The 12,670-nt window shown below is 44.8% G+C and carries 10 protein-coding genes; 6 read left to right on the forward strand and 4 right to left on the reverse strand.

Annotated features, from left to right (window positions below; translation table 11 throughout):
• Positions 1–34 precede the first annotated feature (34 nt).
• Together BLU80_RS05280 and BLU80_RS05285 are read right to left on the reverse strand one after the other, a co-directional pair.
• Positions 35–1,063: a GntR family transcriptional regulator gene (locus BLU80_RS05280; RefSeq protein ID WP_091394569.1), complete on the reverse strand. Its 1,029-nt coding sequence runs from the start codon at positions 1,061–1,063 to the stop codon at positions 35–37.
• A 112-nt stretch (positions 1,064–1,175) separates the two neighbouring features.
• The gene (locus BLU80_RS05285) at positions 1,176–2,195 is read right to left on the reverse strand and encodes a Gfo/Idh/MocA family oxidoreductase (RefSeq protein ID WP_091394573.1); all 1,020 of its coding nucleotides are present in this window, start codon (positions 2,193–2,195) and stop codon (positions 1,176–1,178) included.
• Positions 2,196–2,496: 301 nt separating this feature from the next.
• Here BLU80_RS05285 and BLU80_RS05290 point away from each other — a divergent pair, with 301 nt between their 5' ends.
• Positions 2,497–3,678, forward strand: coding sequence for an MFS transporter (locus BLU80_RS05290; RefSeq protein WP_091394577.1), 1,182 nt, complete (start codon positions 2,497–2,499; stop codon positions 3,676–3,678).
• Between the two features lie 7 nt (positions 3,679–3,685).
• Here BLU80_RS05290 and BLU80_RS05295 read toward each other — a convergent pair whose 3' ends face one another.
• Entirely contained in the window at positions 3,686–4,825 is a 1,140-nt protein-coding gene (locus BLU80_RS05295) for a DUF4421 domain-containing protein (protein WP_091394580.1), read from the reverse strand.
• Between the two features lie 212 nt (positions 4,826–5,037).
• Between BLU80_RS05295 and BLU80_RS05300 the strand changes: the two genes are divergently transcribed.
• Both BLU80_RS05300 and BLU80_RS05305 read left to right on the forward strand, forming a co-directional pair.
• Positions 5,038–5,517 (forward strand): LptM family lipoprotein, encoded by a 480-nt coding sequence (locus BLU80_RS05300; protein ID WP_170831146.1) that lies wholly within the window; start codon positions 5,038–5,040, stop codon positions 5,515–5,517.
• A 122-nt stretch (positions 5,518–5,639) separates the two neighbouring features.
• Positions 5,640–8,150: a DUF5703 domain-containing protein gene (locus BLU80_RS05305; protein WP_139188091.1), complete on the forward strand. Its 2,511-nt coding sequence runs from the start codon at positions 5,640–5,642 to the stop codon at positions 8,148–8,150.
• Between the two features lie 86 nt (positions 8,151–8,236).
• Here the strand turns inward: BLU80_RS05305 and BLU80_RS05310 are convergent, their stop codons facing one another.
• A complete protein-coding gene (locus tag BLU80_RS05310) occupies positions 8,237–9,043 on the reverse strand; it encodes an IclR family transcriptional regulator (RefSeq protein WP_091394588.1) in 807 nt (268 codons plus the stop codon).
• Between the two features lie 133 nt (positions 9,044–9,176).
• Here BLU80_RS05310 and BLU80_RS05315 point away from each other — a divergent pair, with 133 nt between their 5' ends.
• The 3 genes from BLU80_RS05315 to BLU80_RS05325 are packed head-to-tail and all read left to right on the forward strand — an operon-like array spanning position 9,177 to position 12,665.
• On the forward strand, positions 9,177–10,316 hold the full coding sequence (locus tag BLU80_RS05315; protein ID WP_091394592.1) for an extracellular solute-binding protein: 1,140 nt from the start codon (positions 9,177–9,179) through the stop codon (positions 10,314–10,316).
• Positions 10,316–11,449 carry a CaiB/BaiF CoA transferase family protein gene (locus tag BLU80_RS05320; protein WP_091394596.1) on the forward strand — a complete coding sequence of 378 codons (1,134 nt, stop codon included), beginning with the start codon at positions 10,316–10,318 and terminating at the stop codon, positions 11,447–11,449. The genes BLU80_RS05315 and BLU80_RS05320 overlap by 1 nt, the downstream gene beginning before the upstream one ends.
• 40 nt (positions 11,450–11,489) lie before the next feature.
• The gene (locus BLU80_RS05325; RefSeq protein WP_091394600.1) at positions 11,490–12,665 is read left to right on the forward strand and encodes a CaiB/BaiF CoA transferase family protein; all 1,176 of its coding nucleotides are present in this window, start codon (positions 11,490–11,492) and stop codon (positions 12,663–12,665) included.
• Positions 12,666–12,670: the final 5 nt, after the last annotated feature.

Genomic DNA, 12,670 nt, shown 5'->3' on the forward strand with positions numbered 1-12,670 from the left:
ATACCGGGATTCCGGCAAACAACAGACAACTACATTAAAGAGAGTCTCTTAAATGCGTCTTAAAAGGAATCGGGATCAACGCTTTCTTTCCTTTAGAAATCAGTGCAGCCGCTTCCCTGCCCATTGCAATAAAATCAGTAGAAATTGTGGTGATCCCACTTAAAATGATTCGTTTAATAGGTGTTTCATTGTAAGAGATAACTCCGATATCTTTACCGGTACTCAGCTGACGGTCTTTGATGATCTCTATGAGTTTTACCAGATCATCTTCCATTACCGTTATAAAAACATCCCCTACCGCGATTTGAACAGACCCTGTATCCGGGACGATGGCATAGTCAAATAACATCTCTTCACAAAAGCGTTTAAATCCTCCGATAATTTCTCTGGGATAATAACTTTTGCCCGGGAAGATGAGCACCAGACGCTGATAACTCCTTAGCCGGTGATTGGCAGCCTGCAGGGCTCCATAAATATCCTCTTCAAACCGCTCGTATACGGCACTATAACCCATTTCCGGTTCCATGAATGACATTTTCTTATCCAGCAGGATCAGTTTATCCTTAGGAATCTGGTCAATCAGTTCTCTTACGGGTGGAGCTTCCTCCAGAAAATGGGTAATTAATACGTAATGCGTGTATTGATCCAGCCTTTCCAATAATATCTTTTTGAAAAGATTGAAGTCGTTGTTATAAATATAAAAATCAATTTGTGTATCGGGGTCCAGTGCGGCTACAAAAGCATCATAAATAATTTTTTTATGCGCACTTAACTTATTGAACAGTAAAAGTATCTTATGGCGCTTTTTCTGCACCATGGCATTGATAAAATAACCCTTTCCAGGCACAGAATCCAACACCCCCAGTTTTTTTAAATGCCGGTAGGCCTTTTCTGCCGTGTCTCTGGAAATTTCCAGAGAAGCACTGATCTCATTAATGGAAGGTAATAGATCATCCTTTTTAAGCTCACCTGTTTCAACCGCAGATAAAATACTACTGGCCAGTTGCGTATACTTCGGGGTAGCAGAATAAGAATCTATTTCAATTATTTCAAATATATTCACAGTTACATCAATTCATTTTTTGTCAAATACCTGAAGGAGGCGATAATTCCAAAAATAATAAATATTTGTGGCTATTGGCGCATAAAAATAAAACCGGCATATACCCGCAGCTTTAGTTCGCCGCAGCGGCCAGTATACGAATCTGAGCCAATACCTGTTCTCGTTTAACAGGGTATGCGGCTCCATTCCTAATAGTCTGATTAACAGCTTCAAATAAGCCAAGATAATTAGAATCATTTTCTGCTATAGAGATGGCAGGCTGCACTTCATCTCCTGCTTTAGTATATAATCCGGCCAGCGCCTCCGGCGGATGTCCATATCCGGGATCCACCGGTTTTACTCCGGCTTTTAACTGATCTTCCTGTACGTCACTTCGCATTTTTTCAAAAGAACCTTTGTCCCCGTATAGCCTAAAAGCGGGGGGTTGCCTGGCTGTTACAAGACTTGCTGCCACGTAGACTTCCAGGTTACCCGGATAGCTTAACTGAATGCTGCAAAAATCATTTACCCGGCTTTCGGGTCTTAAATTTAAAAGGCGCTTATAATACCGGTCCGGCACGCCAAATAAGGCGATGGCCTGATCCAGCACATGAGGAATCAAATCGTATTGGATGCCACTGGCATCAATAGGCATCTCCTTAAACTTCTTCGGACTTAATGTCAAATTATAACGGTCAAACCTGAAATGAGCTTCGTGAATATGTCCTAAATGCTGTCCGGCGACCATAGCCAGAACACTCTGGTAATCACTGTCCCATCGGCGGTTCTGATAAAACAGCACTTGTCTGCCTACCTGATCGGCCAGTGCAAAAAGGGCTTCCAGCTCTTCAGGCCTGCTGGTCACCGGCTTTTCCACCAGCGCATGTTTACCCGCCTCCAGCACCGCTTTGGTCTGCTCAAAATGAAGGTTATTGGGCGTATTTACAATCACCAGCTCAATTGCCGGATCTGCCAGCAACTGCTCCATAGTATCGAAACTTTTAACCCCCGGATAATCAGTAGCTGCAGTTTTTGAATGGCGTTCCAAAACTGCATAAAGTTCAAAACCCTCATGTGCCTTTACAAAAGGCGCATGAAAGATTTTACCGGACATACCGTATGCGAGCAGGGCTGTTTTAATTTGATTTGACATTTTCCTGTTTTTTACCTTCTAACCCATTTATTAACAGCAGATTAGAACTGTGTGAAAATCATTTTTGCAATTCATGCAATTTAATAAAAATCAGACAATTATGCTTCAGTAAAACGCTTAAATATGCTTAAAAATGCACCCGGTGTAAAATCAGGGTCCTTATATTAAATTTTATAAAAATACTTACGGGCGTTACAACGAGAACTTGGTTGTAACTTTGCTGCTTATTATTTGTGTCAAATCAACAAGAATAAAAATAAAGAGATAGTCCGGCACAAATCTGCGAAAAAATATTTTTCCTATGGAAAATAAAAAATTATTAACCCTTACACTCGGAGGCCTGAGTATTGGTACTACGGAATTTATTATGATGGGAATTTTACCCCAGGTAGCTGGTGACTTTAAAATCTCTATTCCGGAGGCTGGCCATTTTATTGCCGCCTATGCCCTGGGCGTCGTCATCGGAGCTCCGCTATTTGCTATTATAGGATCTAAACTGGCACCTAAAAAATTGCTTTTGATACTTATGGCGATTTTTACGGTTTTTAACGGACTTACGGCCTTATCCACAGGCCATGCCATGATGGTGTTTACGCGTCTGATGAGCGGGCTGCCCCACGGTGCTTTTTTCGGTGTTGGTTCCGTCGTGGCTGCCAGACTGGCCACGCGGGGAAAAGAGGCCGCCGCCATGTCCATCATGTTTGCCGGTCTCACCATAGCAAATATTATTATGGTGCCCGTAGGCACCTATATCGGCATACATTCCAGTTGGCGATATATTTTCGGATTAATCGCCTTGCTGGGCTTTCTGACTTTTATTTTTATAGCCAAAGTACTTCCTGATCTGCCGGCTAACAAAAACGGTTCCATAGAAAAAGAGCTGGGAATCTTTAAAAAGCCTATGGTGTGGGTCATGATTTTAATCACTGCCATCGGAACGGGTGGCTTATTTGCCTGGATTAGTTATATCTCTCCTATGCTCACCAGTATCACCCATTTTAAAGCAACTGCCGTACCCTACATTATGATTGTAGCAGGAGTCGGAATGTTTGCGGGTAATATTCTGGGGGGAAAACTGGCCGATAAACTAGCGCCGGCGAGTGCGCTTTTGATTTGTCTGTTAAGCGTCACCACCAGCCTGCTGCTTGATTATTTTTTTGCATCTAATCAATTATTAACCCTGGTAGGCACCTTTTTAACCGGCGCCTCTTCCTTTGCCCTGATCGCTCCTATTCAGATATTAATGATCAGAATCGCTTCGGAAGCGGAAATTCTGGGTGCATCCGCCACACAGGCGGCATTTAATATCGGCAATGCTATCGGCGCATTTGCCGGTGGCCTGCCCATAGCTGCAGGATTTGGTTATAGCTCTCCAATCCTTGTGGGTATTTTAATGGTCGTCATCGGCATAGGCCTGACCATGCTACTGATTCAGATGCAGCAAAAAGACCTGAAAGCCAGTGTCTGCACAGCCAAGTGCTAGCTGGTCATTATTTTCCCTGGAGTTTTTTTACTTTATCCTCCACTTTGTCAAGCTGTTGATCCACAGGATTTAAAATCTTGGATCTGACTTTATGCCCGACATTAAACCGTCTGGCAATCGTAATTCTGAACTGCTGATTAAAATTATTATAATTACTGCCTGACAGGGCGCTGTGCGCGGGGATGCTGTTATTGAATAAGGAGGCAACAATATTGGTACGACGGCTATTATAGCCAAGGCTGATCCGGTAACTAACATTCGGAGACAAGGCATTTACGCTCTTAAAATCTTTGCCCTGATACTCTCTTGTAGTGGCATAATCTATTATAGCGGTGACGCCTCCTGATGCAAAAAAATGCTTTTTAAATACATAAGTATAGGCATATCCCACACCGGCTCCTATCCTGAAAAAACGGATATTATCCACACCGGCTTGCGGATAATTGGCCGCCAGAGCAGCAGGTACCAGGGCGCTGTCGCCCTTAGTGTTTCCATAATAAAGTTCTCCACCTAATAGTAAAGTCCCTGCAGATTTTACCTGCCATTCATTTTGTGTCATCACTGCTCTATAGGAAAACCGGTCAGAATTTAAAATCCGCCAGAAGTCAATTCCCGCCAGTGTACTTTTAATATCAGGCCTGAGATAATATTGCCCCGCCGAATTATATACCTCCTGCGGGTTTAAGTACATCCCTTTAAAATGCTGATACACAAAATCATACACCCACTGCTCTTTATATAACGAGGTCTGCAGCGACAATGAATGCGTTTTCCCTTTATCCTTATCCGTTCCCAGCACCTTAAAGGAGGCATTCAGCGTCAGGTAGCGATAACTGACACCCAGGCCCAGTCCTTTTGAATTATTGGGTTTATAATCAAAAGATTTTTGCCCAGGCGCTCTGAGCGTTAATCCTGTATTGGCACGGGTATAATAGAGCCGCCCCGTAATATCATGTCCATAGGCTTTTATATAACTGGTGTCCCGCTGATCATGGGAGTGCCCCAGTCGGCTCCATATTGCGGAGACTGGGTGACTGTCCTTGGCCAGGCTGTCTTGGCCCAGGCATTCAATCGTCCACAGGGAACCTGCAAGCAGCATCAAAATGAACCGCCCGGCATAAATCCTGCGTCTGGTTTTGTATTTCATGTTAATTATTACTAAAAGGGTGTTGCTTTAAGGTAAATGTGAAGTTCGGCCATCCCACTTGAAACAGCAAATATTTTTAAAGCGCCGGATAATACCAGGCCCGGTAAAGGTGAAAAACGAAATATATTTTTTATATTCATACATCCTTATTTTTCTACAGAACCTAAACCTCATAAACGATGCGACAATCACTGACGCTAAAAAATACAACTATGAAAAGTTTAATACGCTGCCTGCTGGCTGCCATGCTGATTTTATGGCTTGCCGGCTGTCAATCTGCCCGGCGCAACCCCGAAGATTCGCCGCCTCCTGATGCGAAGCACCGTCCGCTTGCCGGTACCTGGAAACTGCTGCAAGGACGCTTAATAGAAAATGGAGATACGACCCTCACTGATTATACAGGGGACACCAGTTTTATTAAAATCATCAACCAGGATCATTTTGCCTTCCTGGAGCATACCGTCCAAAAAGACAGTGCCTCTTTATTTGCAGCAGGCGGCGGACATTATAGCCTTAAAGACAGTATTTACACCGAACATCTTGAATATTGTAATGCCAGGCAGTGGGAGAACCATGATTTTTCCTTCACGGTTACCATAAAGGGAGACACCCTGACCCAGTCAGGCATAGAAAAAATTGACAGCCTCGGGGTTAACCGGATAAATACAGAGATTTATCTCAGAGTTCAATAAGGGGATTATGGCAATTCTTTGCCGCTTATTGATACATTTTGTCCATTTTCCTGATGTAATTACCCCGGGCCCCGGATCACACCGGAATAAATGTCCATCAATTTGTATTTTCGTAAAGCAGGATGAAATACAAATACCATAAAATACCCGTATCCGATCGCCTTTCTAATAGACAGGTCTTCGCAAAGCGGCACCTAATTGCCGGAGCAAGGCTCAGTCTCTGGCTATTGACAGGTCTATGCCTAAGTTTAGTTGTCTCTGTTGACAAAGTATCGGCACAAAATAACCGGATGCCTATATTCTCCATTCAGAAAGACAATATCAGCTGGCCCCGGTTCAGCCTTAACGCGGCCGGATCCATGCCGCTGGGTGGCGGAGACATCGGGCTGAACGTCTGGACCGAACAGGGGGATATTTTATTTTATATGGCCAAAAGTGACGCTTTTGATCAAAATAACACGTTATTAAAATTAGGCCGCATCCGTATCCATGTAAGCCCTAACCCGTTTGTTCATACCAGCTTCAATCAGAGCCTTCATCTTCAGGATGGCAGTATTTACATAAAAGGCAGTGTGGATGGCCGGCCCGTGACGCTTCATCTCTGGGTGGATGTCCGCCATCCTGCTATTCACGGCAATCTAACCTATGACCATAAAGGACCAAGCAATCTTAATGCCTTGATTACCTATGAGAGCTGGCGCGATAAGGATCACACGGTTAAAGGCAAACAGAACAATCAGAATTCCTATAAATTCGGACCTCAGGGCATTATTCTGATGAAAAAGGATAGCATCAGTACGGGGTATGATCAGCAAACAGGGGGACGCATCCTTTTCTTTCATGCCAATGGTGACAAAACGGTATTTGATGTAACGGTCCATCAACAAAAACTGGACAGTGTTAAAAACGAGTTGTATGATCCGCTTAAAAACAGGATCTCCGGTGGCCTGCTGTGCGCACCGGAGTTTATGGCGCTGTCGCCCACTGCAGGCACTTACCTGTCCACACCCTATACAGGCTACAGACTTGGCACGAGAAAGCCGGTAGCGGGGTTTAGCTTCCATATACAACTCAGTTCAACGCAGACGCCTGACCTGACAGGCTGGGTTTCTCAATTAAAACAAAGCATCAGAACAGGCAGCCAGGTTTCACAGGACTGGGCCGTTACCAGGCAATGGTGGCAATCTTTTTGGCAAAGAAGTTTCATTGACATCAGTCCTGATTATAACACCGGTGACGACAGTTCTCCTAAAAGGGCAAAGGACAGTTCCGGTTACCGCTATTTTACCATGGGTAGAAATTATCAGCTGTTCAGATATATGCTGGGGGCCAATGCCTATGGCAAATTCCCCACAAAATTCAACGGCGGTTTATTTACATATGACCCGGTACTGGTAGACAGCACCTATCCTTTTACCCCGGACTTCAGAAACTGGGGGGGCGGGACTTTTACCGCCCAGAATCAACGTCTTGTTTATTTTCCAATGCTTAAAAGCGGAGACTTTGATTTACTGCAAAGCAGTTTTGATTTTTACAACAGACTCCTTAAAACAGCTGAACTAAGAAGCCTGATATACTGGCATCATAAAGGTGCAGCCTTTACGGAACAATTGGAAAACTTTGGCTTACCCAATCCAAGTGAATACAGCTGGAAACGTCCGCCGGGATATGATCCGGGCATGCAATACAACGCGTGGCTGGAATATGAATGGGATACGGTGCTGGAATTTTGTAAAATGATGCTGGATGCCAGAGATTATAACAATACGGATATCCGTTCATATCTGCCCTTTATTAAGAGTTGTCTCAGCTTCTTTGATGCGCACTACCAGTATCTGGCTGAAAAAAGAGGGGCACGCACCCTGGATGGAAACGGCCATCTAATTCTCTATCCCGGCTCCGGCGCTGAAACCTATAAACTTGCTTATAATGCATCCTCTACCATTGCCGCACTGAAAACAATTACCGGTGAACTGCTGGAACTCCCTGATACTTTATTAGATAAAACAGACAGGGATTATGTAGCGGGGTTTCAAAAAAGAATACCACCACTGCCGCTGACCCGTATTAAAGGCAAGGAGGCCATAGCTCCTGCCATTACCTGGGCCAGAATTAATAATCAGGAATCTCCGCAACTCTATCCGGTTTATCCGTGGGGTATCTACGGCGTGGGAAAGCCGGATCTGGATATCGCATTAAATACCTGGAATCTGGACACGAACGTCATTAAAAACAGAAGCTATATAGGCTGGAAACAGGATAATATTTTTGCAGCGAGATTAGGACTTGCCAGGCAGGCCTTTGATCTTACCGCGCTGAAATTAAAAGATGGCCCCAGGCGATTCCCTGCATTTTGGGGGCCGGGATTTGACTGGGTGCCGGATCATAACTGGGGCGGGTCTGCGATGATTGGATTACAGGAAATGCTGCTTCAGACGGCAGGAGACAGCATCATCCTTTTTGCGGCCTGGCCAAAAGACATTGATGTCCATTTCAAGTTACATGCAACCAGGCAGACGACCGTGGAGGCCTGGCTGAAAAACGGCAAACTATCTGCCTTAAAAGTATTACCTGCATATAGGCAAAAAGACATCATCAATTACCTGGATAAAAAACCTGCGGCTGGTCAGTAGTTTTAAAAAAGGGACTGCCTGCAGATGTAGGAAAATCAGCAGGCAGCCTCAAAAAAATATCAGCACAGGATACGCAGTCCCAAAAATCAGTTCTCTGCAAGAATTCTTTCTTCCAGACCCAGGTTCACAGAAATACGACGGGCCGTTTCTTTGGCTTTTTTAGCGATTTGTTCCAGACTTACTTCTTCTTTAAGCTGAACGGATAATATGGCAATGGTCAGACAGGCGATGGCCCTGTCTCCATTCATTACCGGCACTGTAACATCCATAATTCCTTTGGCCAGGTCACTGCCGGTAATAAAATGACCGTCTGCCCGAATGTCCTGTAGTGAGCTTAAAAACTTCTGTTGTTTTCTAAGCGGAAACTCATTGAAAAGATCATTTCGCTTTAGGAGTTCAAGCCTTTCATTTTCTTCCATATAGGCCAACAGTACCTTGCCTGAGGCAGTCAGCATGACAGGAAAGGTACTTCCTTCCTCAATAGACAGCGCAATAGGAACGGGACTTCTTGACTGAGAAACGACAATCAGTTTATCCTGATATAAAACCCCGAGATGGCAGGATTGTTTAATGCTATCAGCTAGATCATCCATTGGATAATGAGAGGCCCTTCTGATTTCATCAATGGGTGAGTGCCGGTGAGAGAGATTATATAATTTCAGGGATTGCTTATACTTTCCGGAGATTTCATCCCGCAGCAGATACCCTCGTTGCTCCAGACAGACCAGCATCCGGTAAATCTCACTGGGATTCTTATTAATGCCAAGAGCGATATCCGCCTGGGAGAGCGGCCGGCCTTCTTCAGATATAAACTCCAGAATATCAAGCCCTTTTTCCAGGGCGGGGGCATGGTATTTCACTTCGGATTCCTCGACAGATTTCTTTTTTGCCATATGTTGGTTCTTGGTTTATATATATGAATTGTGAATTTACGCCATTCAACGGGAACAAAAATAATAATTTTAAAGCCATTTTTGTTTATTTATGAATATTATATTTATATTTGAATGACAAAAATTTGAAAATTTGGGGCAGATTACTTTAAAAGGCATCACCTGGGATCATAGCAGGGGGTATACGCCGCTGGTCGCTACGGCACAGCGGTTCATGGAATTACATAAGGATATTGAGATCATCTGGCATAAGCGTAGCCTTCAGGACTTTGCAGATAAGCCCATAAGCAGCCTGGCTAAGGAGTATGATTTACTGATTATCGATTACCCCTGGATAGGTTTCAGCGCCGAAAACCAGCAATTCTTACCACTTAATAAATATCTGCCTGAGCGCTTCTTACAGGATCAGTTACAGGGAACAGTCGGAGCCTCTTATGAGAGCTACACGTATAAGGGACAGACCTGGGCCATTCCTATGGATGCAGCGACGCCGGTAGCCAGCTACCGGCCTGATTGGTTTCAAAAAAATAACCGGCCGCTTCCTGCCACCTTTGACGATGTCCTGGAGCTGGCTGAACAAGGCCAGGTGATTTTGCCCGGCATCGCGGTAGATACTCTGATGAACTTTTATATGTTCTGCTGCACCCTGGGTGAAAACCCTTTTACATCACCGGGCAGACTCATAAGCGAGACCACGGGACTAAGGGCATTATCTTTATATAAATCCCTGACGGACAAAACAGACCCGGTCTGTTTTGATCTTAACCCTATTAAAGTATACGAATTACTTAGCGCCTCTGACTCCTTCAGCTATTGCCCCTTCGCATATGGTTATACCAATTATTCCAGACCGGGATACGCTGACCATATTTTACATTTTACAGATCTGGTCCGCTTAAATGACACACCACTCATTTCTACCATTGGCGGAACAGGACTGGCCGTCTCTCAATATTGCCTGCACAGGACCAAGGCAATAGCGTATCTGCAATATACGACCAGCCCGAATATTCAGGAACACCTGTATTTTGACAACGGCGGTCAGCCGGCACATATGAAAGCCTGGAGTTCCGGGGCCAATAATGCAGCCACAAACCAGTTCTTTCAGCAAACACTACCCGCGCTTAAAAGAGCCTATTTGAGACCCAGATACAATGGATACATTCATTTTCAGGACCATGCAGGCGATATCATCAGGCAGTATTTGATAAGCGGCGGAAATCCCAAAAACGTATTAAACCAATTAGACCAACTTTTAAACCAACGCAACTGATGGCACCATTAGAAAATCTGATTGTACTTGAATTTTGCCAATATATGTCCGGTCCGTCAGCTGGTATGCGGATGGCGGATTTAGGTGCAACGGTTATTAAAATAGAAAGGCCGGGAACCGGGGAAGGCGGCAGACAGCTGGCCATCCGCAATCTGTTTGCCGGCAATAATAGCGTACTGTTCCATACCATCAACAGAAATAAACTTTCCTACAGTGCCAATCTGAAAGACCCTTCCGACCTAATCAAAATCAAAAAACTCATTGAAAAGGCGGATGTGCTGATCCATAATTTCAGGCCTGGCGTAATGGAAAAACTGGAATTAGGCTTCAGGGACTGTGCCCGGATAAATCCAAAGCTCATTTATGGGGAAATCAGCGGCTATGGCAAAGAGGGAAAATGGCAGGCAAAACCAGGTCAGGATCTCCTTTTACAATCTATATCCGGACTCACCTGGTTATCTGGCAACAAGAATGATCCACCTGTCCCCTTCGGTCTTTCTATAGCTGATTATATGTGTGGCACACATCTGGTGCAGGGCATTTTAGCGGCACTGATTGCCAGATCCAAAACAGGAAAAGGCGCCCTGATAGAAGTTAATTTACTTTCATCCCTTATTGATTTTCAGTTTGAAGTCATTACCACGCATTTAAACGACAGCGGGAAGCTGCCTGATCGCGCTTTAAAAGGAAATGCGCACGCCTACCTGAGTGCACCATACGGCATTTATGCCACCAGCGACGGACACCTGGCCATGGCCATGGAGGATTTAAAGTATCTGGCAGCGGCCTTGGAGCTGCCACAGATCATACCGCTGGCCGAAGACGGCTTCACCCATCGGGATCAGATTATGGCTGCCATAGCCAGTGCGCTGGCCAGTGCGTCTACCAGACACTGGCTCAGTATATTCGAACCTGCTGACATATGGTGTGCCGAGGTACAGAATTATGATCAGTTCACCAGCCATCCGGGCTACCTTGCGATGAATCTTGAACAATCCATCACCCTTGCTGACGGACAGCAACTCAAAACCACCCGGTGCCCTATCCGCATTGACGGCCATATTTTCAGGAGCAGTAAACCAGGGCCGGAAGTCGGCGCTGACAACAGACAACTGGAACAAACACTCTTATAATTAAGAATGCATATAAAAATGGATATTTAACCTGCAGCACATGAATAAACCTTTAGAAGATATTTTGGTAATTGACCTGAGTCAGTTTTTATCCGGCCCTTCCGCCAGTCTTAAACTGGCCGACCTCGGGGCCCGGGTCATAAAAATAGAAAGGCCGAAAACAGGGGATATCTCCAGACATATGTATATCTCCGACGTACAAATGAACGGAGCTTCTTCTGTATTTCATGCCATCAATAGAAATAAAGAAAGTTACATAGCCGACCTAAAACGCCCGCAGGATGTTGCTAAGATTCTGGAACTGATCAAAAAAGCGGACATTGTCATGCATAATTTTCGTCCTGGCGTGATGGAAAGGCTGGGACTGGACTATACTACCATTCAAGCCATTCACCCAAATGTCATATACGGTGAAATTTCCGGGTACGGAACGGAAGGTCCCTGGAAAAACAAGCCCGGTCAGGACTTATTATTACAGGCCCTGACCGGGATGTGTTACTTAAGCGGCAATGCGGACATGGCCCCTGTGGCCATGGGCATCTCGCTGGTGGACATCGCAACAGGCGGTCATTTAGTGCAAGGCTTACTGGCCAGTCTGATCAGGCGCGGCGTCACCGGCAAGGGCGCCCTTGTCCAGGTCAGTATGCTGGAATCAGCCTGTGACCTGCAATTTGAATCGATAACCTGTTATTTAAATGACGGTCACCAGTTACCGGAACGCACCTTACAAAATAATGCAAATGCTTATCTGGGTGCTCCATACGGCATCTATAAAACCAAGGATGGTTACCTGGCCATAGCCATGACGGCGGTGAACAAATTAGGAGAACTTATTAACTGCCAAAAATTAATTAATTACACCGATCCTGCAGGATGGTTTACGTATCGTGAACAAATAAAAGCTATCTTGGGTGCACATTTGAGTACCGAGTCTACCCATCATTGGCTGGCAATCCTTGAACCGGCAGATATCTGGTGTGCTCAGGTTCAAAGTTGGCGGGAATTACTGGCAGATATCTCCTTAAAAGAGACGATTAAAACCCAAAGGGTTGTCATGCAGGATGGATACAGTTTTGAAACAACACGCTGTCCTATACTTATAAATGGACAGCCAATGTTGTCTGAAAAAGGCACGCCTACTTTAGGTCAGGATAATGAACATATTGATGACACGCTACTCGCAGACTTAATAAAGGAGAAATCAGTGAATCATTAAAATAT

This window comes from Arachidicoccus rhizosphaerae (genome assembly GCF_900107765.1).
Lineage (GTDB): Bacteria > Bacteroidota > Bacteroidia > Chitinophagales > Chitinophagaceae > Arachidicoccus > Arachidicoccus rhizosphaerae.

Coding starts and splice junctions, on each gene's coding strand:
- BLU80_RS05285 (WP_091394573.1), bottom strand. CDS start 2,195: ATGTCAAATCAAATTAAAACAGCCCTGCTCGCATACGGTATGTCCGGT.
- BLU80_RS05290 (WP_091394577.1), top strand. CDS start 2,497: ATGGAAAATAAAAAATTATTAACCCTTACACTCGGAGGCCTGAGTATT.
- BLU80_RS05295 (WP_091394580.1), bottom strand. CDS start 4,825: ATGAAATACAAAACCAGACGCAGGATTTATGCCGGGCGGTTCATTTTG.
- BLU80_RS05300 (WP_170831146.1), top strand. CDS start 5,038: ATGAAAAGTTTAATACGCTGCCTGCTGGCTGCCATGCTGATTTTATGG.
- BLU80_RS05305 (WP_139188091.1), top strand. CDS start 5,640: ATGAAATACAAATACCATAAAATACCCGTATCCGATCGCCTTTCTAAT.
- BLU80_RS05310 (WP_091394588.1), bottom strand. CDS start 9,043: ATGGCAAAAAAGAAATCTGTCGAGGAATCCGAAGTGAAATACCATGCC.
- BLU80_RS05320 (WP_091394596.1), top strand. CDS start 10,316: ATGGCACCATTAGAAAATCTGATTGTACTTGAATTTTGCCAATATATG.
- BLU80_RS05325 (WP_091394600.1), top strand. CDS start 11,490: ATGAATAAACCTTTAGAAGATATTTTGGTAATTGACCTGAGTCAGTTT.